The following is a 25,710-nucleotide window of genomic DNA, read 5'->3' on the forward strand; positions in this document are numbered from 1 at the left end:
CCCTCGCGGGGTTTCTGCATGCGATGTTGGGCCGATCGGGGTCGGATCTGGTATGTGAGTCACGGCGGCTGTCCTCGATCGGACACGTCGCGGCCGGGTTGGCGCTGGCCGCGTTGATCGACCGCTTCGATCCCCCGATCGGGCCCAGCGACGACGATGAGCCACCGACCTGGGCGCACATCGAGATTGGCGACAAACACCTTGCGCCGCCTGCGCGGCTGTCGGCGTTCTTCACCGCCGGCCAGCTCGCCCCCGCGCCCGTCGTGGTCCGGCTAAGTTCATCGACGCTGTATTCCGATACGCCACGGCTGCAGGTCTACACCACCCCTGCTGATCGCGGTCATGCCGTCGCCGTGATCGAGGCGATCATGACCGACGCCGATGGCGCCAAAAACCTCTACCGTGGCCGAGCGTTGACCGCATCCGAGAACAACGGCCTGGTTCTTGAGGTCACGGACATCCCAACCCTTAGCCGCACGAACGTGGTTGTGCCCGAGTCGGTATGGGAAGAGATCGACCTCAATATCGCCGCGTTGACCACCCACCGGCAGTTGATGACCCAGTTGGGGCTGGGAGTACGCCGCGGAATCCTGCTCGCCGGGCCGCCGGGCGTCGGCAAGACCGCGATCTCGCAAACCATCGCCGCCGAACTCGTCGGGCCGTTCACCGTGATCAATGTCGACGCCCGCGCCGGCAAATCAGTGCTGTCCGCCGTGTACAAAGAGGCCCGTGCACTAGGGCCCACCGTGATCGTGCTCGAGGACATCGACCTCATCGTCGGCAATCGCCGCCACCACGGCGAGGTTCGTCCTCTCTCGGAGTTCTTGGCTGTCATGGACACAGACCCCTCAGCGCCGATCTTGACGCTGGCTTCCACAAACGACGTCGCGGCGTTGGACGCGGCGGCGATCCGGACCGCACGATTCGACTCGATCATCGAGATCGGTTATCCCACAAGCGAGGCGGCCGCACAGATCCTGACCACCTACCTGCGGGGCATTCCCGGAGCCGAATCCATTGATGCCAGCCAAGTCGCCGCCCACTTCAACGCCGAAACCAACGGCGCCGACATCCGCGAAATCGTTCGGCGTACCGTCCTAGCCACCGGGACGGTCAGCGACACCGCGCTCCTGGCCACCATCCGGTCCGGCCGCTTCAAACCCGAACTACCCCAGGGCAACTACCTGTGACCAACAGCGCAGTCCTAGGCTCAACCAGTCACTGATCGGCGCCGCGGACTCGCAGAAGCGCACGGATCAGCGCAGCTAGGGCTGGAAGACTTGGTCGATTGGGAAACGATGGCTGAACTCCTGCGCGGTCATGTTCTTGTCAACCGACGCGACGCGCCGTAAATCGTAAATCGGATTGGCGTCGCAGATTGGCGGCCAAGGCGATCCGAATAACGTGATCGCAAGCGCTTTCGTTCGAGCAACGGATGTGATGTAGCACTACTAGTAGTACGATCGAGAGTGCCCTGGGTGTGGCTGTTCCGAAGAGTCGGCGTTCGGGTTGGAACCGACCGCGCAGGACGACCAAAGTAATCGACGCACCCGCCTGCCCTCCCAGGGCCTGACGAACGTACCGGCGCCTTTCGAGGAGAACCGGACGTTACATCGGCCCTGCGCCAAACAGACCGCTGGTTGCGTCAAAACACCTGCTTAGCGCTTGTTTCGGCGCCGCGCACGCGCAACCAATAGCTCGTTTACCGGAACTTGCAGGGCCTCGGCGATGTCGAAAAGGCGCTCATAGAGCAATCCGCGGCGGCCGTGCTCAACATCGATGAGGACATTGCGTGTAACGCCCGACCGCAATGCAAGCGCCTCTTGAGTCATCCCTTGCTGGATCCGTAACTCGCGGATGTTGTGGCCCACGACGGATCGCCAGCGTTCCCACTGGGCGACCCGCTCCGGACTGTTTTGGCTCGGGCGCGTGGGCACGCTCTCAAGTAATCGGCGTCAGCGCTCAACTGTCTGCCCTACTAGTAGTGCATTCCGCCGCCAGCCTTTGCGTCTTTTAGCCCCGACCGACATCAATCGGGTCTATCCGTACTTTTTCCATCCGACTTCAAACTCATGGCCACCCGAGGGTGAGGCGCTCAGCTCATGGCTGGAGGCACGGGCTACTCGTTGCATTACCGCATCGGGCCAACTCGGTTGCCGGCGTTGAGCGTTGATGCCCTTGACCGGCTCACGGAGTCGATCTGCTACCTCGACGAAACTGGTAGCTGGAATCGGCGTTGGGGGCATCCGAACATTTGCGCAACCAATGGGTGCCGATCCCACTGCGATTGATGCGATGACGCTTGATCAATTTCAGGAGGAGGGAGACGCCGGTCGGTCATGGCACGTATGCAGCCAAAGTGCCGCCAGGCCGGGATGTATTCGTGCGCATCACGATACTGCCCGACCGAGGTGCTGGCCGCTGGAAATCATGCTGGCGCCGAAATTGGGCATTCGCCTGCCCAGTGCATGTAAGAGCCTCACTGAGGCAGCGAGTACGTCAGTCCTGTCCCAGCGGCACAACCACCTCTTCGGCGTAGGCACTGTCAGCGGTTGCTGAACCCCGCTCACTCTTCTTGATGTTCGGTGGTCCATTCCGTTCGCCAGTCGCCAGCACCGGCTCGCGGATATGACCGTTGATGGACTCGCGCACGAGGCGGACGATGCTAATGCCCATCCGCGCCGCCGCTTCTTCCAAGATCTTCTTTTCAGCCGGTGCAAGGCGAACGACAACCGTCTCAGTCAGACGTCGGCGCTCGGAGCCGCTACGTCGCCCCCGTTTGGAACCACTCATAACGCGCCTTCCTGAAGCGATCCGTACAAGCACGGGAGCAACCCTTTCCGGAGCCGAATGTACTACTAGTAGGGCGCGCTTCGATTGGCGGCCTTCTCCGGCAGCGTTTCCAGAACCGGAAACGACGCATCGCCCACGGTCGGCAAGGCGCTCGGACCCCGCTGCGCCGGCCGACGACTCCCCCAGTGGGTCAGCATGCCGGGCGATATTCAAGCCTTCGTTCGGTCCGGGGCTGGAGCCGCTAGGTGTTCCGCTGCCCGCTCCGCACTCTGCGCCGCTCCGCGAGCCAATCACGACCACAGTCCCGCCAGCCGTCGCCATCTCGCGCCAACATGCCGCCATCATTGTTCGGGACCACCGCCAGGGTGGCGCGTTAGCTCGGAAAAGCCGCCACTGCGCGCCGCTCCCCTGCCACTCGTACATCGTGACACCCGACCTCGCGTTTCACCGGCCAAGAAACCGGGCGGGTGCGAGTTGAGGCTTCCACGTGTCGCGGACCGCGTGTTGGCACACGCGGTACCCGCGTTCGGGCCCGAGGCCCTCGGTAGTCTGCCGCTGATGGAGCAAGCGTTAGCGCGAGCCTTAGTTGCGATGGACCCTGTGCCGCTGTCAGTGGTGCACGGAATCGTCAGCGACGACTGGCTCGCTGCGGACCAGCCTCATTTCGACGTGTGCTTCCCGCAATTGACGTTCTCGGTGTAGACCTCGTCGACGGCCGAAACGAAGGGCGAGAAGGCCGTTCGTCTCCGCGTGCCCTGTGTCGTGTCCGTGCCAGAGCCGCTCCGCCGCCTCGAGCGTGGTGGGATAACCCGACGCGCGGTTTTTCGAGGTCGCACGACGGAGGACCATCGGTTCGCGGAAGCGCCGCGCGCCGGTAAGAACCATCACCGCGCCTTCGCGCAGCCATCCGCGCCCCAATTATTTCGGTTCACATTCAACCGCTCCTGGCGGTCAACCGGCTAAACGCTCTTTGCCCTGCAAATGACCCGTGCGCTCGGGCGCACTTACTTGGAATTTAGCGCTGCTAATTTTCACTATGCGCCGAACATCACACCTCTTGCACTAAGGTCTCGTATTGATAACATTTCGTCCAGACGTTTTCGAGGAGCAGCGTGGTAAGGGGCGTTGACGCAGTGGTCTTGGAGGCAAGAACGGTTTCGGAACGGGTGTGCCCGCGCTGCGGTACGTCTTTCGAAGTACCCGATAAGGGGCCAGGTCGACGGCCTTTGTGGTGCTCCGCGCGTTGCCGGCGGCGAGCATCCGCGGAGCGCATCGCAGCCCTTGATTCCGGCGCGGCGGTGCGTGTCGTCGAGGTGCCTCGCGCGCACCGCCCCGACCCTGATGCGCGCCTACCGCTGCCCTCCATGGAGACCTTGGCGCGCCTGTTTCTTAGCTCGGACTACCAATGCAAAACCCTCCTGCAATCCCTTGTGCACCGGCACGCGTCGGGCGACATCGGCGACGAGTTGCGGTCCGCGATGGAGCAGTTCGCGGCCTCGGTAGATCTCCACCGGGTCCTGTCGGAGGATCCGTCGTACCGGCAGGCCCGCGACGAGATCGAGACGCTCCGCAAGCGTCTCCGCCTTGACGTCGACGCTGCCGATCAGCGCGACCAGGAACTGGCCCGCCTGCGCCGTGAGTCTGAGGAGTTGCGGCGATTGCGAATCCGCGTGGCGGAATTGGAGTCTGTCGTGGCGAGCGCCGCTTACCCACTGCACCAAGCTGGCCAGCACGACGTCATGCTCAGCCGCCAGCAGCGCCGCGCAGTAGAACGCGCGGCCCGCAAAGGTCGCTACTAAGCCGGCGGCCACACACCGAGCCGGAGTGGAGCGGCGGCGCACGACGGCCGACCGAACCGGTGAGCGCGGGAACATGCGCCAATTCTCGTTACGGCCGACCGTCGCGTAACGCCACCGCCGGCTCTAGCCTTTAGAAACGAGGTACCGCACGACACTGGCGCCCGAAAGCTCGCGCCGGCCGATGCGGGAAGGGAACGCAGCACGATGGCCTTGCTAGACGGGCACTGGTACAGCTCAGCCGAACTTGCCGAGCTGCTCCACGTCGACGCATCCACCATTCGACGCTGGCGTACGTCGCATCCGCCCAAAGGCCCGGCCTTCGTACGCGTTTCGGACCGGGTGTACATGTATAACTCCAACGATGTCGAGGCCTGGTTGTCTAGTCGGCATGTTGACCCCGGCGAGGTCGCGTGATGGCCGAAGAACTGACACTTCCACTTGGCGTTTCGTTATCAGTTGACATCGAGGAGCGCCCCAGCCGGGCTGCTCCCTTCCGCGCTCGGGTCCGGTGGATCGATCCGGCCACCAAGGGCCGGACCTCGAAATCCGCGTCCTTTGCAACGCGTGAAGCGGCAATCGACTGGGCCGCCCGGATGGAACGCGCCGCGGCGCACGGGGTCGACCCGAAGACGGCCACGACGACGCTGGCGGAATACGGCACCACGAACATGGCATTGGCGCTGCGGGGGCTTGAGTCCAAGACCACCGATCCCTACCTGGCCGGCTGGCGCAAACGCGTTGTCCCGACGCTTGGGCACCTGCCCATTGCCATGGTCACCAACGGTGCAGTGGATCGAGCTGTGCACGCGTGGATCGCGGACGAATGCAGTCGATCAACTGTCAAGAACAGCCTCGCCGTGCTCGTCCGCATCATGGAACAAGCGCTGCGAGACGGCATCATTGACCGCAATCCGGCTCGAGTCTCCGGTTGGCAACGCCAATACAAGCTCGCCGAGGACGAACTCGACGATCCACGGGCACTTGCGCTCCCGAACTGGACTGCCCTCACCACCCTCGCCGATGCACTCGTCGCCCGGTCGGCGGGCCGTTATCGGGGTTGGGGTGACGCAGTCATCTTCGAGGCGTGCACGGCCGCCCGCATCGGCGAAGTGGCCGGATGCCTGGTGCGCGACATCAACACCCACGAGTGGATATGGACGGTACGCCGTCAGACCACCCCATCGCCGGGTGGCTTGGTGGACAAGAACACTAAGGGCAAACGTGCGCGCGAAGTCCCGTTGATCCCGGCTGTCCGCGAACTCGTCCAGCGACGGATGGACGTCGTCGCAAGCAACCCCGATGCGCGGCTCTTCGTCGGCCCCAGGGGCGGAAGGATCACCACAGCCACGCTGCGCGACGCAACCTCTTGGGACGCCGTGGTCACCCAGCTCGGCTACGAAAAGCTCACGCGCCATGGCTTACGGCATACGGGACTGACGTGGATGGCCGATGCAGGTGTCCCGGTACACATCCTCCGCAAGATCGCCGGTCACGGAGCGCTGACAACGACCCAGCGCTATCTGCACCCCGACCGGCAATCCGTCATCAAGGCGGGCGACCTGCTTGAGCGGCACTTGTGGTCCCCAAATGGTCCCCAACTCCGCGTCATCTCATCCTGACCTAATCGCGTCACCGCAGGCCAGGGCATATTCTGTCTAGTCGGGCTGACAGGATTTGAACCTGCGACCACTTGACCCCCAGTCAAGTGCGCTACCAAACTGCGCCACAGCCCGCGCGCCGGTGCGTGCACCGGCAGCAGGTCGAAAGCCTACCGTAACCGGGCGGCCGCCCCGCCAAGCGACCTCCGCTGAACGACGTGCTTCCCGAACGTGCTAGCGCCGCCGCTAGCGGATTCGCGATTCACCATGTGGTCCCGGGAGAGGCCAGACCCGGAACCCTCCCGAGAACCTCAGCGCCGCCGGGCCCCCCGCTTTTCGCGCACCCGCACGTTGATCCGGATCGGCGACCCCTCGAACCCGAAGGTTTCGCGCAGCCGGCGCTCGAGAAAACGCCGGTATCCGGCCTCCAGAAACCCGGTGGTGAACAGCACGAACGTCGGGGGCCGGGCGGTGGCCTGGGTGGCGAACAGGATGCGCGGCTGCTTGCCGCCACGCACCGGGGGCGGCGTGGCCGCCACCACCTCTTTGAGCCACGAATTGAGCGGGCCGGTCGGAATCCGCGCATCCCACGACGCCAGCGCGGTCTCCATCGCCGGAACCAGCTTCTGCAACGCCCGGCCGGTCTTGGCGGAGATGTTGACCCGCGGCGCCCACCGCAGCTGCACCAGTTCGCGGTCGATCTCGCGCTCCAGCAGCTCGCGGCGGTCCTCGTCGACCAGGTCCCACTTGTTGAAGGCCAGCACCAGGGCGCGGCCGGCCTCGATGACCATCGACAACACCCGCTGGTCCTGCTCGGTCAGCGGGTCCGACCCGTCGATCAGCACGATCACCACCTCGGCCGCGTCGATGGCCGAGTGCGTGCGCACCGAGGCGTAGAACTCGTGCCCGCTGGCCTGGCCGACCTTGCGCCGCAAGCCCGCGGTGTCGACGAACCGCCACACCTTGTCGCCCAGCTCGATCAGCGAGTCCACCGGATCCACCGTCGTTCCGGCGACGTCGTGCACGACCGAGCGCTGATCGCCGGCCAGCTTGTTCAGCAGCGAGCTCTTGCCCACGTTGGGCTTGCCCACCAGCGCCACGCGCCGCGGACCGCCGGACGTGGGCGCCACCTCGGACACCGCGGGCAGCGCGGCCAGCACCGCGTCGAGCAGATCCGCGACCCCGCGGCCGTGTATGGCGCTGATCGCGTGCGGCTCACCGAGCCCCAGCGACCACAGCATCGCGGCGTCGGCCTCGACCTTGTCGCTGTCAACCTTGTTGGCCGCCAGGAAGACCGGCTTGCCCGACCGCAGCAGGATCCGGGCGGCGGCCTCGTCGGCCGTGGTGGCGCCGACGACGGCGTCGACCACCAGGATCACCGCATCGGCGGTGCGCATCGCGACCGAGGCCTGGTCGGCCACCAGCTGCTGCAGACCCTTGGCGTCGGGCTCCCATCCCCCGGTGTCCTGCACCACGAACCGGCGCCCGGTCCACAGCGCGTCGTAGGACACCCGGTCGCGGGTGACGCCCGGGATGTCCTGCACCACCGCTTCGCGCCGCCCCAGGATCCGGTTGACCAGCGTCGACTTGCCGACGTTGGGCCGGCCGACCACCGCCACCACGGGCGCCGGACCGGCCTCCTCCTGGTCTTCCAAGTCGAAATCGACTGAATCCCAGTCGCTTTCGTCGCTCCATGTGCCGTCTTGACTCACCGCACCGCTCCGCTTCGCTGCTTGACCAGGTCCCGCAGGTGCGAGATCACCTGGGCCTCGGTCATGTCGCTGGTGTCGACGACCAGTGCGTCCGCGGCCGCCCGCAGCGGTGACACCGCCCGGGTGGAATCCACGTGGTCGCGGCGGCGGACCTCGGCGAGCACCGCCTCGTAGTCGTCGGCCAGTCCGGCCGCGACGTTCTGATCGTTGCGCCGCCGCGCCCGGGTCTCGGCCGACGCGGTCAGGAAGATCTTGACGGGTGCGTCGGGCAGGACGACGGTGCCGATGTCGCGCCCCTCGACCACGACATCGCCTGGGCCGGCGGCCATCTCGCGCTGCAGCTCGACGAGCCGGGCGCGCACCGCGGGAACCGCCGACACGGCCGAGACGGCCCCGGTGACGACATCCCCGCGAATCTCGGTGGAAACGTCCTCTCCGGCAAGCAAACACCGATCCCCGTCCACCAATAGCTGCGCCGTCGACCCGATCCGCCCGACCGCGTCCGCGTCGGCCGGGTCGACACCGGCGCGAAGCACCGCCAGCGTCACCATCCGGTACATCGCCCCGGTGTCGAGGTAGCGGGCGCCGAGCGCCCGAGCCAATCCCCTTGCCACTGAGGACTTCCCGGTGCCCGCCGGTCCGTCGATGGCCACCACCACGTCATTCACAGGCCCACCGCCTTGTACAGCTGGCCGATCTCGTGATGGGCCAGCGCCCGGAAGGTGCCCGGCCGCTGCTTTCCCAGCGAGACCGGACCGATGTCGGTGCGCACCAACGACTCCACCGGGAATCCCGCGGCCGCCAGCAGCCGGCGCACGATGCGGTTGCGCCCCTCGTGCAGCGTCACCCGCACCAGCGTCTTGCCGGGAATGGCGTCCACCACGGCGAACTCGTCGACCGTGGCCACCCCGTCGTCCAGCTCGATGCCGGCGCGCAGCTTCTTGCCCAGCCCCCGCGGCACCGACCCGGTGACCGTGGCCAGATACGTCTTGGGCACCTCGTGGGACGGATGCATCAGCCGGTGCGCGAGCTCGCCGTCGTTGGTCAGCAGGATCAGCCCTTCGGTGTCGGCGTCCAACCGCCCGACGTGAAACAGGTTCTTGTTGCCGCGGACCTTGCGTTCGACCAGGTCGCCGATGCACGGGCGGCCGCGGTCGTCGGACATGGTCGAGTGCACGCCGCGCGGCTTGTTCAGCGCGAGATACACCTGCGAGTCGTCGAGCACCACCCGGGCGCCGTCGACGCGGATCACCGAGGAGTCCGGGTCGACGCGGGTGCCCAGTTCGGTCACCACCTGCCCGTCGACCTCGACGCGGCCGTCGATGATCAACTTCTCCGCGGCCCGCCGCGACGCGATTCCGGCCTGCGACAACACTTTCTGCAGCCGGATCCCCTCAGCCTCGTGCATCAATCCTGGTCCACGTCAAAGGTGAGCGCCTGATCGGGCGACTGGCCGCCCGACAGTTTGATGAAACGTGGCTCGCTGTCCAGGGATTCGCTGAGGTCCTCGATCGTGTCGACGTCGGGCAGCAGCGGGGCGATGTCCGGAAGGTCGGCCAGCGACGTCAACCCGAGGCGCTCCAAGAACAGGTCGGTGGTGGCGAACGTCACCGCGCCGGTGTCCTCGTCGGCCCCGGCCTCGGTGATCAGGCCGCGCGCCAGCAGCGTGCGCATCACGGCGTCGACGTTGACGCCGCGCACCGCGCTCACCCGCGCACGGGTCACGGGCTGGCGGTAGGCGACCACGGCCAGCGTCTCCAGCGCGGCACGGGTGAGCTTGGACCGCGCGCCGTCGAGCAGCAGCTTCTCGACATAGGGCGCGAAGCGGGCGCGGGTGTACATCCGCCAGCCCTCGCTGTTTTGGCGCAGGTCGATGCCGCTGTCGCGCACGGTGAGTTGCTCGGCCATCTCCTGCAGCTTGGTGGCGATCCGGTACACCGGCTGCTGGGTGGCCGACGCCAGCGCCTCCGCCGTGACCGGGGTGTCCACCACCAGCAGCAGCGCCTCGAGCACCGAGCCGAGTTCCTCGGAGTCCATCGGCGCGACCTCGGCGATGTCGGGGATGCCCGCGTCGAGACCCGTGTCGATATCGACGTCCGACCCGTTTTCACTCAACTTATTCGTCCCGCACTTCTACCGAGGCTTCACCGACCGGACGTTCCCCGGTCCACGAGATTTGGAGCACGCCAAGCGGCTCTGACTGGTCGAATGCTACCGTCCGCGACCGATACAGTTCGAGCAGCGCCAGGAAGCGCCCGACCACCTCCATCGACGCCTCACAATCGGCGACCAGCTCCGAGAACGTCGCCCACGCGCCGCTGCCCCGCGCTTCCAGGATGGCCAGCAGCTTCCTGGCCTGCTCGGGAACCGAGACCTGCACCTGGTGCAGGTGCCCGACGGACACCGTCGGGACGGGCCGCGGGCTGAACGCGATCGCGGCGATCTGGGCGAAGCGTTCGGCGTCGACGCCGATCATCACCTCGGGCAGCAGGTCGGTGAACCGGTCCTCTAGCGACACCGAGCGCGGATAACTGCGCAGCGCCGTGGCCTCGAGCTCGGCGAACATCTCGGCGACGTGCTTGAACGCCCGGTACTGCAGCAGCCGGGCGAACAGCAGGTCGCGCACCTCCAGCCGCGCGAGGTCTTCGTCGTCGTCGACCTGCCCGGCCGGCAGCAACCGGGCCGCCTTGAGGTCCAGCAGGGTCGCGGCGACCACCAGGAACGCGGTCGTCTCCTCCAGCTCGAGCTGCGGGCCGATTTCGCGGGTGTAGGCGATGAAGTCGTCGGTGACCTGGTGCAGCGCCACCTCGGTCACGTCGAGGCGATGGGCGAAGATCAGCTGCAGCAGCAGGTCGAACGGGCCCTCGAAATTGGTCAGGCGGACCTGAAAGCCGTTCTGCTGTGGCGCCTCACCGGTTGCGGTCGCGTTCACGCGCCGAATCGGTCGATGAATTCGCGGGCCAGCGCGCGATAGGCGATCGCGCCGGTGGAGCGCGGGGCCCACGTGGTGATGGGTTCGCCGGCGACGCTGGTCTCCGGGAATCGGACGGTCCGGGTGATGACGGTGTCGAACACCAGGTCGCCGAACCGCTCCACCACGCGGGCCATCACCTCGCGCGAGTTGACCGTCCGCGGGTCGTACCGGGTGAGCAGGATCCCGCTGATCTCGAGCTTCGGGTTGAGCCGGTCGCGCACCTTGTCGACGGTGTCGGTCAGCAGCGCCAGCCCGCGCAGCGAGAAGTACTCGCACTCGGTGGGGATCACCACGCCGTCCGCGCAGGCCAGGCCGTTGACGGTAAGCAGCCCCAGCGACGGCTGGCAGTCGATCAGCACGTAGTCGTAGCGGTCGAGCACCGGGTGCAGCGCGCGGCCCAAGGTCTGCTCGCGGCCGACCTCGTTGACCAGCTGGATCTCGGCGGCCGACAGGTCGATGTTGCTGGGCACCAGGTCCATGTGCTTGACCCGGGTTTGCAGCAGGACGTCGTCGATGGACACCCGCGGCTCGACGAGGACGTTGTGGATGGTCTTGTCCAGCTCGTAGTGCGGGACGCCCAGGCCCGCGGACAGCGCGCCCTGCGGATCCATGTCCACCAGCAGCACCCGGCGGCCGTATTCGGCGAGCGCGGCGCCCAGGTTGATGGTGGACGTGGTCTTCCCGACGCCGCCCTTCTGGTTGCACATGGCGACGACTTTGGCCGGGCCGTGCGAGGTGCGCGGCTGTGGCTCCGGGATCGCCCGCGGCGGCCGCCCGGTCAGGCCGAGCTCGACGCCGTTGTCCGGCTGCTCGGTCATGGCGGGGGTGTTCGGGAGGTGAACATCGTCGGAAAGTCTAACGGGTTCGAGGCGCGAAACCCGGCGACCCGCAGGCAATTAACCAGCCAATATGGGCAAAAATCGGTGGTGGAACGCACATCCCGACAGCCTATTCACTTCAGTCACATCAGCACCAATTCCCGGGGCGGCGACGCGGCCTCGGCCGGGCACCGCGACCGGCCTAGGGTGGCGGCTATGAACCTGAAGCGACGGATACCTCTGCTGCGGTGGTCGGTCTGGCGCATGGCGGCCGGGAATCGCAACATCACCATCACCGGCCAGATCGGTGACGGGCGCGAGGCGGCCGCCGTCGAGTACGTCCTGCGCAACGCCCGGGCCGGTGACATCGACGACGTGCTGGCCACCATCGACAAGTTCGCCTACGACAAATCGCTGCTGATCAACGTCGGCGACGAGAAGGGCCAGCTGCTCGACGCCGCGGTGCGGCGCGCCGATCCGGCGCTCGCGCTCGAACTGGGCACCTACGTCGGCTACGGGGCCTTGCGCATCGCGCGGGCCGCCCCCAAGGCCAAGGTGTTCTCGGTCGAACTCGCCGAGGCCAACGCGGCCAACGCCCGCCAGATCTGGGCGCACGCCGGGGTCGCCGACCGGGTGACGTGTGTGGTCGGCACCATCGGCGACGGCGGGCGCACCCTCGATGCGCTGGCCAACGAGCATGGGTTTGCCCCCGGCGCACTGGATTTCGTGTTCCTGGACCACGACAAGGACGCCTACCTGGACGACCTGACCAGCATCCTGGATCGCGGATGGTTGCATCCGGGTTCGATCGTGGTCGCCGACAACGTGCGGGTGCCCGGCGCGCCGAAGTACCGCGAATACATGCGCCAGCAACAGGGCCAGCGGTTCAACACCGTCGAGCACAAGGCGCACCTGGAATACCAGTCGCTGGTTTCCGACCTGGTGCTCGAGTCCGACTACCTGGGTTGAGCGACCCTGTGCGACAACGCTATTGGGCCCGGGGATGGGCTTCGGCCCACACCTCGCGCAGGGCGTGCACCGTGACCATGGTGTAGATCTGCGTCGTCGTCACCGACGCGTGGCCCAGCAGCTCCTGCACGACGCGCACGTCCGCGCCGCCCTCCAACAGGTGGGTGGCGAAGGAATGCCGCAGCATGTGCGGTGACACCCCCGAGGTGATCCCGGCCCGCTCGGCCGCGTCCTGCAGGACCTGCCACGCGCTCTGCCGCGACAGCCGCCCGCCGCGCACGTTGAGGAAGATGCCCGGCGTCCCGCGCCCACGACGCGCCAGCTCCGAACGGCCCCGCACCAGATAGGCGTCCAGCGCCGCCACGGCCGGCCGCCCGATCGGCACCAGCCGTTGCTTGCCGCCCTTGCCGCGCAGCAACACCGAGCGGGCGTGGGTGTCGACGTCGTCGACGTCGAGGCCGACGGCCTCGGAGATCCGTGCGCCGGTGGAGTACAGCAGTTCCAGCAGCGCCCGGTTGCGCAGTGTCAGCGGGCCGTCGGCGGGGCTCTCGCCGCCCGCGGCCTCCAGCAGCGCCAGCACCTGGTCGAGGCTCAGGCTTTTGGGCAGCCGGCGACCCGGGGTGGGCGGGCGGACCGCGCGCGCCACGTCGAGTTCGGCCAATCCCTCGGCGGCGGCGAACCGATGCAGGCCGCGCACCGCGATCAGCGCCCGCGCCGCCGACACCGCGGACAGCGCGGCGGCGCCGGTGTCGGGGTCGCCGCGGCGCAGCGCCACCAGGAATTCGCTCACGTCGTTCTCGCCCACCTTGGCCAGGTCGTGAATTCCGCGGTCCGACAGGTGTTTTGTGTAGCGGCGAAGGTCGCGGCTGTACGAGCTCAACGTGTTGGCGGCGACGCCGCGCTCGATCGTGAGGTGGTCAAGGTAGCCCTGCAATTGGCTGTCCAGCGCCACCGTCGTCATTGCGCGGCCTTGCGCGCGGCGAACGCCGTCGGCTTGTCCTGCCAGGGGCTGTCCACCGGACGCGGCCGCGCAGACCCTTCGGTGACCGCGTGCGCGGCCAGAATCCCGGCCACCGCAATGGCATTGACGATCTCACCGGCGAGCACCTTGTGGACGGCCTCGGCCAGCGAATACCACTCCACTGTCATGTCGGCTTCCTCGTGATGCGCCTCGGGCCGGTCGACCCGAGTCAGGCCGGTGGCCAGATAGACGCGCACCGACTCATCGCTGAAGCCCGGTGTGGAGTCGAGGTCGACGAGGACGTTCCAGGCCTCGGCCTTGAGCCCCGCCTCTTCCATCAGCTCGCGAGCGGCGGTGAGGTGGGCCGCCTCGCCATGGACATCGAGCAGCCCGGCGGGCAATTCCCACAGCCGCCGCCCGAAGGCGTGCCGGTATTGGTAGACCATCGGAATGTTGCCGTTCTCGTCCATCGCGACCACGGCGACCGCCCCGAAATGCTCGACGATTTCCCGGGTCACGACCTCGCCGCCGGGCATCCGCACCCGGTCGCTGCGCAGCGCGAAAATCTTTCCGGTGTACAGCGTTTCGGACGACGCCGTTTCGAAGTTGTGTTCAGCCACGGGTCGCGGGCTCAGGTATCGGCCGCGCAGCGCTGTCCCGGTGCTGGGTGCCGTTCGACGACTGCTCCGGGATTTCCACGGGGAGCAGCTCGCCCGCCTTGTAGTCGATGGCCGCACCGACGAAGGCGACGAACAGCGGGTGCGGCCGGGTGGGCCGGCTCTTCAGCTCCGGGTGCGCCTGGGTGCCGACGATGAACGGGTGCACGTCCGGCGGGTATTCGACGAACTCCACCAGGTGGCCGTCCGGCGAGGTGCCGGAGAACTTCAGGCCGCTCTCGGCGATCTTGTCGCGGTAGGCGTTGTTGACCTCGTAGCGGTGCCGGTGCCGCTCGGACACCTCGGTGGCGCCATACGCTTGGGCCACAATGGAATCCGGTTCCAGCACGGCCGGATAGGCGCCTAGTCGCATGGTGCCGCCCAGGTCGGCCTCGCCGGCGACGATGTCGACCTGGTCGGCCATCGTGGAGATGACGGGATCGGGTGTCTCGGGGTCGAATTCGGCCGAGCTCGCCTCGGTCAGGCCGGCGGACCGGGCGGCCTCGATCACGATGCATTGCAGGCCGAGGCACAGGCCCAGCACCGGCAGCCCCCGGGTGCGCGCGTAACGGATGGCGCCGATCTTGCCCTCGATGCCACGGATGCCGAACCCGCCGGGAATCAGCACGCCGTGCACGTCACCCAGCGCCGCCGCGGCGGCGGCTCCGCTCTCGCAGTCATCGGAGGGCACCCACAGCAGCTCCACCTTGGCGTGGTGGGAGAACCCGCCGGCGCGCAGCGCCTCGGTGACCGACAGGTAGGCGTCGGACAGGTCAACGTACTTGCCCACCAACGCGATTCGCACCGTCTCGTGCGGCTCGTGCACTCGGCGCAACAGGTCGTCCCATTCGGTCCAGTCGACGTCGCGGAACGGCAGGCTGAGCCGGCGCACCACGTAGGCGTCGAGCTCCTCGCGGTGCAGCACCTTGGGGATGTCGTAGATCGACGGCGCGTCCGGGGTGGAGATGACGCCGTCGATGTCGACGTCACACATCAGCGCGATCTTGTTCTTCAGCGCCTCGGGGACGGGACGGTCGCAGCGCAGGATCAGCGCGTCGGGGGTGATACCGATGCTGCGCAGCGCGGCCACCGAGTGCTGGGTGGGCTTGGTCTTGAGTTCGCCCGACGGGGCCAGGTAGGGCACCAGCGAGACGTGCAGGAAGAAGACGTTCTCCCGGCCGACGTCGTGACGAACCTGCCGCGCGGCCTCCAGGAAGGGCTGCGACTCGATGTCGCCCACGGTGCCGCCGATCTCGGTGATCACCACGTCGGGGCGGTTGCCGTCGGCGTCGGGCTGGGCCATCGACATGATGCGCCCTTTGATCTCGTCGGTGATGTGCGGAATCACCTGGACGGTGTCGCCGAGGTATTCGCCGCGGCGCTCCTTGGCGATGACCGTCGAATACACCTGGCCGGTAGTGACATTCGCCGAACCGGACAGATCGCGGTCCAGGAACCGCTCGTAATGCCCGACGTCGAGGTCGGTTTCGGCGCCGTCCTCGGTGACGAAGACCTCGCCGTGCTGGAACGGGTTCATGGTGCCCGGGTCGACGTTGAGGTACGGATCGAGCTTTTGCATCGTCACGTACAACCCGCGGGCCGTCAGGAGCTGGCCAAGGCTGCTGGCGGTCAAGCCCTTACCCAACGAGGATGCGACGCCCCCGCTGACGAAGAGGTGCTTGGTGGCGGATTGCGGGTGCTTTCGCACAGGCGACCTCCGTGAAGACGGGCAGGGCGTCAAAATTGTTCTAGCGAATAACTAGATGGGCCTGCCGACCCACGGAAATCCACCCTAACATCCACCGCGCTGTGCCGCGGCTAACACGCCCGCTACTGAGGCACCGTGATCGAGGTCGCCCCGTGACCGGTGCCGTACTGCCCGGGGTGACCGCCGCCCAGCAGGTCGTGCAGGCCCAGCACCGCGGTGATGCGACCGGGCGCGGCGTCGACGTCGTCGACGGTGCTGACGGCCGAGTTCATCCCGGCGTCGGCGCGGGTCACGGCGACGGCGGCGCCGCCGGTCGCCGAGCCGTCGCGCCCGGCCAACAGGGTGCCCGAGCCGTGCGGGGCCAACGCGGCTGAGAACCGCGCCACGCTGACGCCCTTGTTGCCGGCGTCCTGGGGCAGCGGCCCGCCGGTGACGACCAGCGCGGCATTGGCCGCGCCCATGTGGTCGGTCGCCTGATAGGTGATGAAGCCGGTGTCGCGCAGCGCGGCCAGCACGGTGTTGCGCGCAACGTCGTCCACGGCCGGCACCGCCGGGTTGGCGTTGGCCAGCAGGGCGATGCCCATCAGGTCGCCCGCCTGCGATCCCTGGTCGACGAGCTTGGTGCTCAGCTGCTGCCCGGCCGGCAGCACCGACGAGTTCACCACCGTCTGCAGTTTCTCCGCCGAGTTGGCCTCGACGAACTCGCTCGTCAGCGACACCGTCCCGGTCACCGTCCCGCCGGCCTGAGCGATGAACTTCGACACCGCGGCCACATCGTCGTCCTGGGCGTCCGGGGTGCGGAACACCACCACCGACTTGCCGCCCAACGCGTCATGCACCATCCGCCCGGCCAGTTGGGTGTCGAAATTGTTTGCCGCGCTGAGCTTTTCGTTCAGCACGTTCTTCTGGTCGTTCAGCCCGCTGATCTGCGTGGTCAGGTCCCGCTTCTCGTCACGCAGGCTGGACAGCAGGGTGTCCGACAGGAAGCCGGAGCCCAGCACCACGCCCACGGCCAGCGCGAGGAAGACCGCGGCCAGCGACAGGGCGTGTTGACGCAAGGAGATCATTTAGGTGACCCACTTCTGCACCATCGCGCAGAAGTGGTTCCAGTAGTCGGTGACCCAGTGCAGCACCACGCCGTCGGTGCGCGACACCCACAGGGCGACGATGACGGCGATCAGCATGGTCAGCGCCAGCAGCGCGATCGCGCCCGCCGAGATGTGGTTGCGGTACAGCGTGGCCACGGCCTTGGCGTCCACCACCTTCTCCCCCACCCGCAGCCGGGTCAGGAAGGTCGACGGGTTGCTGTGCGCGCGCGTGCGGTCGAAGAACGTCTCGATGTTGGCGGTGTGGCCCGCCGTCACCAGCAGCGCGGCGCCGTGGTGATCGGCCAGCAGCAGCGCCAGGTCGATCGCGGAGCCCGCGGCCGGGAAGGTCATCGCCCCGACGCCGAGATCCTGGATGCGCTCCAGGCCGGGCGCGTGCCCGTCGGCGTCGGCGGGCAGCACCACCTGGGCGCCGCACTTCAGCGCGTCGGTGCTGATCTGGTCGGGGTCGCCGACGATCACCTGGGGGCGGTAGCCCGCCTTGCGCAGGACGTCGGCGCCGCTGCCGACACCGATCAGCGCCGGCTGATACTCCTTGATGAACGGCTTGAGCGACTTCAGATCCTCTTCGGCGCTGGGTTCGTCGGCGACGATCACCACGTGCCGGCGGCGCAGGTCGACGTCGACATCGGGGATGCCGATGCCGTCGATCAGCAGCGGGCTCTCGCTCTTGATGAACTCGATGGTGTTGCCCGCGAACGCCTCCAGGTGCGCGGACAGCCCGCTCTTGGCCTCGCGCATCAGGTCGGCGATGTCGTGATCGGTGCGCTCGGTGCCACGGACCAGCCTGCGGTCACCGGCGTACACCCCGCCCTCGTGCAGGCGGATCTTGGCGCCGTCCTTGACCTTCTTGAAGATGTCGGGGCCGGCCTCGTCGATCAGCGTCACCCCGTTGTTGACCAGCACCTCGGGTCCCATGTTCGGGTAGCGGCCCGAGACCGACGGGGAGGCGTTGACGACCGCGGCGATATCGGCTTCCACCAGCGCGTCCGCCGTGATGCGGTCCAAGTCCAGGACGTCGAGCACGACGATGTCGCCGGGGCACACCCTACGCAGCAGTCGGTCGATGTTCCGGTCAACGCGGGCGGTGCCGACGAGGCCCGGCCGGGCGGGGTTACGGGAGAGCAGGCCTGACATCTTCATGGGGGCGATTCTGTCCGCGAAGGCTCGGAGAGGACGGGAGGCGCGCCGTAACAGCAGCCTCATAAGTTATCTAGAGTCCCACGAGTCACATCTGTATTACGTGTTCCGGACGGTTAGATCTCATCCTTCTGCGCCGCCTCGAGCAGTTCGCGGGCGTGCGCGCGGCCGCTGTCGGATTCGCCCAGCCCGGCCAGCATGCGCGCCAGCTCGGCCACCCGCTCGTCGTCGGCGACCCGCCGCACCACGCTGGTCCCCTTCGGCCCGGCGCCATGGACCACCAGGTGCACGTCGGCGTAGGCCGCAACCTGCGGTAGGTGGGTGACGACGATGACCTGGTGGGTGCGCGCCAACCGCGCGAGCCGCCGCCCGATCTGCACCGCCGCCCGCCCGCCCACACCGGCGTCGACCTCGTCGAACACCATGGTGGTGCCGGCCGCCGAGGCGGCCAGCACGACTTCCAGGGCCAGCATCACCCGGGACAGCTCGCCACCGGAGGCACTCTTGGCCAGCGGCAGCTGGTCCATTCCGCGGTGCGCGGCGAAGCCGAACTCGACGCGGTCGACGCCGTCGGCGCCGGCCCGGACCAGCTCGCCCGACGGCAGCCTGAGCGTGGCCGCGTCGTCGGACGACGCGGCGTCCGGCACCGCGTCGACGGCGACGTCGATGCTGAATTGCGCGTCGGCCATCGCCAGCCCGGCCAGTTCGGCGGTGACCTCCTTGGCCAGCCGCTTGGCGGCCTTGCGCCGAACGGCGCTGAGATCGACCGCAGCCCCGGCCAATTCACGGGCGAGCTCGTCGACCCGTGCCGCGAGCGCGGCCAGCCCCTCCTCCGAGACGTCGAGTTGGGCCAGCCGCTGCCGCGCCTCGCCGGCCCAGGCGAGCACCCCGTCGATGTCCGCGGCGTACTTGCGCGTCAACGTGCGCAATTCGGCCTGCCGGGCCAGTTTGGATTCCAGCGCGCTGGCATCGACCGGCAGCTCGTCGAGGAAGCCACTCAGCTCGCCCGCGGCGTCGACGACGACGGTCAGCACCTCACCGATCTGACCGGCCAGCGCCATCAGCTTGGCGTCGCCCGTGGATTCCAGTGCGGCCCTTGCCCTTCCGAGGCCGTCGGTGGCGCTGAAGCCCGACCCGTCAGCCTCGTCCGAGGACAGGGCCGCGCGGGCGACGGCCGCGGCTTCGCGCAGGGTGTCCAGTTCGGAGAGCCGCAGGATCTCGGCGACCAGGGCGTCGTCCTCGCCGGGTTGCGGGTCCACGGCGTCGATCTCGCCCAGCGCGAAGTTCAGCCGGTCGGCCTCCAGCGCGAGCTCGCGCATCCGGTTGCGGCGGTCGAGGAGGTCGCGGCGCGCGGAGAGCCAGGCGTCACGCAGCTTGCAGTAGCGCTCCAGCGCGGGGCCGGCCTTCGCGAACCGGTCCAGCGCTCCGCATTGCTCCTCGGGCCGCATGAGGCGCAGCTGGTCGTTCTGCCCGTGCAGGGTCAGCAGCCCGGCGGTGAAGTCGCCCAGCGACTTCGCCGGCACGCTGCGGCCGCCGAGGTAGGCCCGCGACGGCCCGTCGCGGCTGACCGAGCGCAGCGCGATCACGCTGCCGTCCTCGTCGCGCTCGGCGCCCGAGGCGTCCAACATCTCGTCCAGCCGCACCACCACGGCTTCGTCGAGATCGGTTGTGGTGAAACGACCTTCGACGACGGCACGATCGGCGCCGGAGCGCACCCTGGTCGCGTCCGCGCGGGCGCCGCCGAGCAGGTGCAACCCGGTCACCACCATGGTCTTGCCGGTACCGGTCTCGCCGGTCAGGACGGTCAGGCCGCGGTCGAACTCCCCCACCGCGGCGCTGATGGCACCGAGTGACTCGATGCGGATCTCGGTCAGCATTCAGTCAGCACCTGTGTCGGGGCGGTCAGTTCCCGCGCCACCCGGTCACCGGCAACCGGAATTTGCGCACCAACCGGTCGGTGAAGGGGGCGCTGTCCAGCCGGGCCCATTTCACCGGTGTGTCGCAACGCTTTACCTCCAGCCGGCTGCCCGCGGGGATCAACATTTCACGGCGACCGTCGCAGAACACCAGGGCGTCATGCCCGTCGGCCTCGATCTCGATCGCGATGGTGGCGTCCGGGCTGGTGACCATGGGCCGGCCGAACAGCGCGTGAGCGTTGTTGGGTACCACCAGGATTGCCTCCAGGTCCGGCCACAGCACCGGCCCGCCGGCGGAGAACGCATAGGCGGTGGACCCGGTGGGCGTCGACACCAGCACACCGTCGCAGCCGAATGCCGAGACCGGGCGCCCGTCGATCTCGAGGACCACCCCCAGCACGCCCAGCCGCGGACCCTTCTCCAGGCTGACCTCGTTGAGCGCCCAACCGTGCACGGAGACGTCGCCGGCGTGGCGCACGATCACGTCGAGCGTTAAGCGGTTCTCCACTCGATAGTCTTGTGCGACAACGTGATCCAGCACCCGGTCGATGGCTTCGGCCTCGGCCTCGGCCAGAAAGCCGATGCGGCCCAGGTTGATGCCCAGCACCGGAATGTTGGCGTTGCGCGCCAGCTCGGCGGCCCGCAGGAACGTGCCGTCGCCGCCCAGCGCCAACACCAGTTCACAGCCCTCGGCGGCCTGGGGGTCGGCGTTGACCACCTCGATTTCGATCCCCAGCGCGCGCATGTCGTCGGGTGCCAGGTGCAGCGGGCCCTTGTCGACGGCCTCGGCGGACAGTACCCGAAGCCCGATTCCGTTGTCGCCCAGCACTTTTTGCACGCGCCGGGCGGTCTCGGTGGCCTCGTCGCGGCCGGTGTGGACCACCATCAAGACGGTGCGCGGAGCGTCTTCGTTCACTGTGGCCCGCTTTCCACCGCGCGCTGCACCGCCACCACCAGCTCCTCGCCGGCGAGCGGGCGATCGGTCTGGGCGCGCAGCCGCAGAAAATACTCGACGTTGCCCGACGGCCCCGGCAGCGGGCTGGCGGTGACATCGACGGTGTGCCAACCCAGCTCGCCCGCGCGGCGGGCGACCGTCAGCACGGCATCGGCGCGCAGGACGGGGTCGTGCACCACACCCCCGGCACCGACCAGGCCCTTGCCCACTTCAAACTGCGGCTTCACCATGGGAACGATATCCGCGTTCGGTGCGGCACATCCAGCCAGCGCCGGCAATACCGTGGATAGCGAGATGAACGACAGGTCGGCGACCACCAGGTCGACTGGCCCGCCGATCGCCTCGGGCACCAGGTCGCGGACGTTGGTCCGCTCGACGACGACCACCCGCGCGTCGCTGCGCAGCGACCACGCCAGCTGGCCGTAGCCCACGTCGACGGCGACCACTTCGCCTGCCCGGCGATCGAGCAACACCTCGGTGAAGCCGCCCGTCGACGCGCCGGCGTCCAGGCAGCGCCGGCCGGCGACCGGGATCCCGAAGGCGTCCAGGGCCCCGATGAGTTTGTGCGCCCCGCGCGAGACCCAGCCGCGCTCGCCGTCCTCGGCGACGGTCAGGGCCGCGGTGACGGCGACGGCGGTGCCCGGCTTGCGCGCCGGCATGCCGTCGATGCTCACCTTGCCCGCCCCGATCAACTCCGCGGCCTGCTGACGTGACCGGGCCAGGCCGCGCCGGACCAGCTCGGCGTCAACGCGGGCGCGTCGAGACATCCGCGCACTCAGCCCTTCTCCGCCGACTCCAGCGCGGCCAGCAGCACGTCGTGCGCCTCGGACAGGCGGCGGGCGATCTCCTCGAGCTCGTCGAGCGACGGCACCTTCTCGGGGTCTTCTCCGTCGCCGGGCTGGGGCAACCGGGCGAGCAGGGCGTCGATTTCAGCGCGAATCTGATCGGGATCGATAGTCATCGCGTACCTACGCTAGTCACCCGTCAGTCGGCGCGCACCAAAGACCAGCGCCCCAGCGCGGCGCGGGCGTGGTCGTCGCCGGCCTCGATGCGCACGTCCCCGGAACCGGCGCCGGAGTCCGGGCGCGCGTACACCGCCCCGGCCACCGCACGGACGATCGCCAGGCCGTCGCCGTCGTCCGACCCGTCCCCGCGGACGGTGATCGCAGCGTCGGCGACGTCGACGCGCCAGCCCGGCTGCGGCCCCACCTTGAGCCGCTCGCCGTCGGTGTGCAGCGAGCGCAGGTCGTGGCCGATGTAGGTGGGGCGCTGGGCGGGCTTGGCGTACACCGCGTCCCGCGCGGAATTGACCCCGGTGAGCACCATCAGGCTGGGCAGCTCGGCGGCGTTGGCGCCCTCGATGTCGGTGTCGAGGCGATCGCCGACCACCAGGGGGGCGGCGAAGTCGCCACGAGCCGCGGCGTCCCGCAGCAGTCCGGGCGCCGGTTTGCCCGCGACCTGGGGCTCGCCGCCGGTGGCCGCCCGCAGCGCGGCCACGAACGATCCGTTGCCGGGCAGCAGCCCGCGCTCTGTGGGCAGGGTGAGGTCGACGTTGGAGGCCACCCACAGCGCGCCGGCGCGGATGGCCAGCGCCGCCTCGGCCAGCTCCGGCCACCCGATGCTCTGGGACAGACCCTGCACGACGGCGGCCGGGTCGTCGTCGTAGCTGCGCACCGGGCGCAGGCCCACGGCGGCGACCTCGTTGGCCAGCGCCTCGGTGCCCACGATCAGCACCGGCGCGTCCGGCGGCAGCTGGTCGGCCAGCAGCCGCGCGGCGCTCTGCGCGCTGGTGGCGACGTCGTCGGCGACGGCGGTGAAGCCCAGGTCGGTCAGGTGCGCGGCGACCTCGTCCGCGCTGCGCGAGGCGTTGTTGGTGACGAAGTACGCGCGGCTGCGCACCTGCGCCAGCGCCTGCACCGCGCCGTCGGTGGGCCGACGGCCGCGAAACATCGTGCCGTCCAGGTCGATGAGCAGGCAATCATATTGCTGCGCAAGGGTTTTGGATTGTTCTCCGGTCATGTCAGCCGAGTTCACTGACCCGGTTTTCGGCGTCGGTGACACCGTCGACGTCGGCGGCGGCGGAGTGCAGGAACCATTGCAGCGCCTCGTCCTCGCGGCCGAGCGCCAGCAGGGTGTCCGCGTAGGCGTAGAACAGCCGCGCCGCCGTGGTGCCGGTGCGGCCCGGATCCAGTTGCGGCGTGGACAACACTGTGAGCGCCTGCTCGAGCTGGCCGAGATCCGCGCGCGCCCCGGCCGCGACGATGCGCAGTTCGTCGGCGTCGTCGCCGGACAGTTCGGCGGCCTCCGGTCCGCGGGCGAGTTCGATCGCCCGCTCCGGGCGGCCGAGCCCGCGTTCGCAATCGGCGATCAGCGCCAGCAGCGGGGACTTGCTGCCCATCCGGCGGGCCGCGCGCAGTTCCGCGAGCGCCTGCGACCAATCGCCGCAGTGGTAGGCGGCGATGCCGACCGCTTCCCGGATGGTGGCGAGCCGGCTGGACCGGGCGCGCGCCGCCCGGGCGTGGCTCAGGGCGGCCTCGGGGTCTTCGTCGAGCAATTCGCCCGCGGCCACCAGGTGGCGCGCCACCGCATCGGCGGTGGCGCGGTCCAGGGTGCTCAGCTCGCGGCGGATGTCGGGCGCCAGCTGCTTGGCTTCCACGCCGGGCGGTATCGGCGGGCCGTCGTGCGGCGCGCGCTCGGCCGGGGCGTCGCGGCGCGCGGCGCTGTGCGGTTGGGCCGGGCGCGCACGGCCCGGGCCCGACCAGCCATTGGATGCCGGCCGCCCGCGGCGTTCACCGCGCTGCCGTTGCCTGTCGTCGACCACGCTGCCGAGAATACGGGCAGCACCACGGCTAACTTTGCAGCCGGTTACCCAGCAGCGGTGCGATCACCGCCGGACAGTAGGTCGCGATCGCGACGATGGTGAACCGGCCCGCCATCTCGTACGACATCCCGTTGCCCTCGGCCATCTTGGACGTCACCTCGTCGAACGACCCGCCGGGCTCGAACAGCATCGGGCACACCGACTGCCCCATCGCCATGGTGCTGGTCGGCTGGCTGTAGGCGATCCCGGCGTTGGTCAGCGCCGACAGGAAGGCGTTGCCCAGCATGTCCGCGCGGATCGGCGCCGACAGGATCGCGGCGAGCCCCACCAGGCCGGTGACCACCCCCAGCGTCGGCAGGACGGTGGACCGCACGCGCGTCGCGAAAATCACCGTGACAACAGTGGTCGCCCACGGTCACGTCGACGACACGGTGAGGTAAAGATCTGTGCACGCACGCGTTTCGCGGCGCCCGCCGGCGCCCGGCCCGGTTAGAGCTTTTCGACCCCGGCGACCGTGCGCTTGCCGCGGCGCAGCACCAGCCATTTGCCGTGCAGGAAGTCCGATGGTTGCGGCGCCCATTCCTCGCTGTCGATGCGCACGTTGTTGACCGAGACGCCGCCCTCGCCGAGCGTGCGGCGGGCGGCCTTGCGGCTCTCGGACAGGCCGGTGGCGACCAGCAGGTCGACGATCCCGTCGGGGCCACCGGGTTTGAGTTCGGCGACCGAGGTCTCGCGCAGCGCCGCCGCCAGCGTGGGCTCGTCCAGCCGGTCCAGTTCGCCCTGCCCGAACAGCGCCCGGCTGGCGTGCTCGACGGCCTCGGTGGCCGTTTCGCCGTGCACCAGCACGGTCAGTTCGCGCGCCAGCCGCCGCTGGGCGGCGCGCTGCTGGGGGCGCTCGGCGGTCGCCTGTTCCAGCTCGCCGAGCTCGTCGGCGGTCAGGAAGGTGAACCAGCGCAGGTATCGGATGACGTCGGCGTCGGCGGTATTGAAGAAGTACTGGTACCAGGCGTACGGCGTGGTCAGCGCCGGGTCCAGCCACAGGCTGCCGCCGCCGGTGGATTTGCCGAACTTGGTGCCGTCCGCGGCCGTCACCAGCGGCACCGTCAGCGCGTGGACCGAGGCGCCGAGCTGCTGGCGGACCAGCCGGACGCCGGCGATGATGTTGCCCCACTGGTCCGAGCCGCCGATCTGCAGCGTGCAGCCGTAGCGCCGGTGCAGTTCGACGTAGTCGTTGGCCTGCAGCAGCATGTAGCTGAACTCGGTGTAGGAGATGCCGTCGCCCTCGAGACGCCGCCGGACGGTGTCGCGGTCCAGCATGACGTTGACCGAGAAGTGCTTGCCGACGTCGCGCAAGAACTCGATCGCCGACAGGGGGCGCGTCCAGTCCAGGTTGTTGACGACGATCGCGCCGGTGGGTGAGTCCGGCGAATCCGAGAAGTCGACGAAGCGTCGCAGCTGTCCGCCGATCCGCTCGGTCCATTCGGCGACGGTGTCGGCCTCGTTCAGGGTGCGCTCGCCGATGTCCCGCGGGTCGCCGATCATGCCGGTGGCCCCGCCGGCGAGCACGATCGGGCGATGGCCGGCGCGCTGGAAGCGGCGCAGCGCCAGCAGGGGCACCAAGTGCCCGGCGTGCAGACTCGGCGCGGTGGGGTCGAAGCCGGCATACACCGTCATCGGCCCGCGCTGCGCTTCGGTGGCCAGCGCATCGAGATCGGTGGACTGCGCGATCAGGCCGCGCCAGCCCAGCTCGTCGATGATCTTCTCGCCCATGTCCACGATCCTTC

26 protein-coding genes and 1 tRNA gene are annotated in these 25,710 nt (G+C 68.7%); 5 read left to right on the forward strand and 22 right to left on the reverse strand.

What is annotated here, in order from left to right; translation table 11 throughout:
• Positions 1–1,190: AAA family ATPase (locus AC5Y5B_RS00005; RefSeq protein ID WP_500002438.1), on the forward strand; the 1,190-nt coding region annotated here is incomplete at its 5' end.
• A 468-nt stretch (positions 1,191–1,658) separates the two neighbouring features.
• Here AC5Y5B_RS00005 and AC5Y5B_RS00010 read toward each other — a convergent pair.
• Positions 1,659–1,937, reverse strand: a complete 279-nt coding sequence (locus AC5Y5B_RS00010; RefSeq protein WP_036428947.1) for a helix-turn-helix domain-containing protein — start codon at positions 1,935–1,937, stop codon at positions 1,659–1,661.
• 562 nt (positions 1,938–2,499) lie between these two features.
• Positions 2,500–2,793, reverse strand: a complete 294-nt coding sequence (locus AC5Y5B_RS00015) for a hypothetical protein (RefSeq protein WP_129560197.1) — start codon at positions 2,791–2,793, stop codon at positions 2,500–2,502.
• Positions 2,794–4,157: 1,364 nt separating this feature from the next.
• On the opposite strand from AC5Y5B_RS00015, the gene AC5Y5B_RS00020 reads away from it, so the two are divergent.
• The 3 genes from AC5Y5B_RS00020 (at position 4,158) to AC5Y5B_RS00030 (ending at position 6,211) form a co-directional block, all read left to right on the forward strand.
• Positions 4,158–4,592, forward strand: coding sequence for a hypothetical protein (locus AC5Y5B_RS00020; RefSeq protein ID WP_008257533.1), 435 nt, complete (start codon positions 4,158–4,160; stop codon positions 4,590–4,592).
• A gap of 204 nt (positions 4,593–4,796) precedes the next feature.
• Positions 4,797–5,006, forward strand: a complete 210-nt coding sequence (locus AC5Y5B_RS00025) for a helix-turn-helix transcriptional regulator (protein WP_008257535.1) — start codon at positions 4,797–4,799, stop codon at positions 5,004–5,006.
• Positions 5,006–6,211 carry a tyrosine-type recombinase/integrase gene (locus AC5Y5B_RS00030; RefSeq protein ID WP_033720053.1) on the forward strand — a complete coding sequence of 402 codons (1,206 nt, stop codon included), beginning with the start codon at positions 5,006–5,008 and terminating at the stop codon, positions 6,209–6,211. Before AC5Y5B_RS00025 ends, AC5Y5B_RS00030 begins: the two co-directional genes overlap by 1 nt.
• Positions 6,212–6,251: 40 nt before the next feature.
• On the opposite strand, the gene AC5Y5B_RS00035 is transcribed toward AC5Y5B_RS00030, so the two are convergent.
• From AC5Y5B_RS00035 to AC5Y5B_RS00065, 7 genes are all read right to left on the reverse strand, one after another.
• Positions 6,252–6,325 (reverse strand) — tRNA-Pro (locus AC5Y5B_RS00035).
• A 176-nt stretch (positions 6,326–6,501) separates the two neighbouring features.
• Positions 6,502–7,902, reverse strand: coding sequence for a ribosome biogenesis GTPase Der (gene der / locus AC5Y5B_RS00040; RefSeq protein WP_500002444.1), 1,401 nt, complete (start codon positions 7,900–7,902; stop codon positions 6,502–6,504).
• On the reverse strand, positions 7,899–8,570 hold the full coding sequence (gene cmk, locus AC5Y5B_RS00045; RefSeq protein ID WP_500002446.1) for a (d)CMP kinase: 672 nt from the start codon (positions 8,568–8,570) through the stop codon (positions 7,899–7,901). The genes der and cmk overlap by 4 nt, the downstream gene beginning before the upstream one ends.
• Positions 8,567–9,310 carry a pseudouridine synthase gene (locus tag AC5Y5B_RS00050; RefSeq protein WP_112634875.1) on the reverse strand — a complete coding sequence of 248 codons (744 nt, stop codon included), beginning with the start codon at positions 9,308–9,310 and terminating at the stop codon, positions 8,567–8,569. Before AC5Y5B_RS00050 ends, cmk begins: the two co-directional genes overlap by 4 nt.
• The gene (scpB, locus tag AC5Y5B_RS00055; RefSeq protein WP_112634876.1) at positions 9,310–10,017 is read right to left on the reverse strand and encodes an SMC-Scp complex subunit ScpB; all 708 of its coding nucleotides are present in this window, start codon (positions 10,015–10,017) and stop codon (positions 9,310–9,312) included. Before scpB ends, AC5Y5B_RS00050 begins: the two co-directional genes overlap by 1 nt.
• 1 nt (position 10,018) lies before the next feature.
• Complete coding sequence (locus tag AC5Y5B_RS00060; RefSeq protein WP_500002450.1) at positions 10,019–10,834, reverse strand: segregation/condensation protein A; 816 nt, start codon at positions 10,832–10,834, stop codon at positions 10,019–10,021.
• A complete protein-coding gene (locus AC5Y5B_RS00065) occupies positions 10,831–11,694 on the reverse strand; it encodes a ParA family protein (RefSeq protein ID WP_066872253.1) in 864 nt (287 codons plus the stop codon). Before AC5Y5B_RS00065 ends, AC5Y5B_RS00060 begins: the two co-directional genes overlap by 4 nt.
• Positions 11,695–11,910: 216 nt before the next feature.
• On the opposite strand from AC5Y5B_RS00065, the gene AC5Y5B_RS00070 reads away from it, so the two are divergent.
• The gene (locus AC5Y5B_RS00070; protein ID WP_500002452.1) at positions 11,911–12,663 is read left to right on the forward strand and encodes an O-methyltransferase; all 753 of its coding nucleotides are present in this window, start codon (positions 11,911–11,913) and stop codon (positions 12,661–12,663) included.
• Positions 12,664–12,682: 19 nt separating this feature from the next.
• Here the strand turns inward: AC5Y5B_RS00070 and xerD are convergent, their stop codons facing one another.
• The 13 genes from xerD to tyrS all read right to left on the reverse strand — a co-directional run bounded on the left by xerD (position 12,683) and on the right by tyrS (position 25,696).
• Positions 12,683–13,624: a site-specific tyrosine recombinase XerD gene (gene xerD, locus AC5Y5B_RS00075; protein ID WP_112634879.1), complete on the reverse strand. Its 942-nt coding sequence runs from the start codon at positions 13,622–13,624 to the stop codon at positions 12,683–12,685.
• Positions 13,621–14,244, reverse strand: coding sequence for an NUDIX domain-containing protein (locus tag AC5Y5B_RS00080; protein ID WP_112634880.1), 624 nt, complete (start codon positions 14,242–14,244; stop codon positions 13,621–13,623). The genes xerD and AC5Y5B_RS00080 overlap by 4 nt, the downstream gene beginning before the upstream one ends.
• Positions 14,237–15,988 (reverse strand): CTP synthase, encoded by a 1,752-nt coding sequence (gene pyrG, locus AC5Y5B_RS00085; RefSeq protein ID WP_112634881.1) that lies wholly within the window; start codon positions 15,986–15,988, stop codon positions 14,237–14,239. Before pyrG ends, AC5Y5B_RS00080 begins: the two co-directional genes overlap by 8 nt.
• A 122-nt stretch (positions 15,989–16,110) precedes the next feature.
• On the reverse strand, positions 16,111–17,055 hold the full coding sequence (locus AC5Y5B_RS00090) for a copper transporter (protein WP_500002458.1): 945 nt from the start codon (positions 17,053–17,055) through the stop codon (positions 16,111–16,113).
• The gene (gene steA, locus AC5Y5B_RS00095) at positions 17,056–18,237 is read right to left on the reverse strand and encodes a putative cytokinetic ring protein SteA (protein ID WP_112634883.1); all 1,182 of its coding nucleotides are present in this window, start codon (positions 18,235–18,237) and stop codon (positions 17,056–17,058) included. It lies immediately after the preceding gene.
• A 113-nt stretch (positions 18,238–18,350) separates the two neighbouring features.
• Complete coding sequence (recN, locus tag AC5Y5B_RS00100; protein WP_500002459.1) at positions 18,351–20,111, reverse strand: DNA repair protein RecN; 1,761 nt, start codon at positions 20,109–20,111, stop codon at positions 18,351–18,353.
• A 25-nt stretch (positions 20,112–20,136) separates the two neighbouring features.
• Positions 20,137–21,066, reverse strand: coding sequence for an NAD kinase (locus AC5Y5B_RS00105; RefSeq protein WP_112634885.1), 930 nt, complete (start codon positions 21,064–21,066; stop codon positions 20,137–20,139).
• Positions 21,063–21,872, reverse strand: coding sequence for a TlyA family RNA methyltransferase (locus AC5Y5B_RS00110; protein WP_500002461.1), 810 nt, complete (start codon positions 21,870–21,872; stop codon positions 21,063–21,065). Before AC5Y5B_RS00110 ends, AC5Y5B_RS00105 begins: the two co-directional genes overlap by 4 nt.
• 8 nt (positions 21,873–21,880) lie before the next feature.
• Entirely contained in the window at positions 21,881–22,066 is a 186-nt protein-coding gene (locus AC5Y5B_RS00115; RefSeq protein ID WP_066989244.1) for a hypothetical protein, read from the reverse strand.
• A 23-nt stretch (positions 22,067–22,089) separates the two neighbouring features.
• Entirely contained in the window at positions 22,090–23,124 is a 1,035-nt protein-coding gene (locus AC5Y5B_RS00120; RefSeq protein ID WP_500002464.1) for an HAD hydrolase-like protein, read from the reverse strand.
• A 1-nt stretch (position 23,125) separates the two neighbouring features.
• A complete protein-coding gene (locus AC5Y5B_RS00125) occupies positions 23,126–23,926 on the reverse strand; it encodes a tetratricopeptide repeat protein (RefSeq protein ID WP_500002467.1) in 801 nt (266 codons plus the stop codon).
• Between the two features lie 28 nt (positions 23,927–23,954).
• Positions 23,955–24,317 carry a DUF732 domain-containing protein gene (locus AC5Y5B_RS00130; RefSeq protein WP_165821822.1) on the reverse strand — a complete coding sequence of 121 codons (363 nt, stop codon included), beginning with the start codon at positions 24,315–24,317 and terminating at the stop codon, positions 23,955–23,957.
• Positions 24,318–24,415: 98 nt separating this feature from the next.
• Positions 24,416–25,696, reverse strand: coding sequence for a tyrosine--tRNA ligase (tyrS, locus tag AC5Y5B_RS00135; RefSeq protein WP_112633821.1), 1,281 nt, complete (start codon positions 25,694–25,696; stop codon positions 24,416–24,418).
• Positions 25,697–25,710: the final 14 nt, after the last annotated feature.

Source organism: Mycobacterium sp. NGS33, assembly GCF_059812885.1.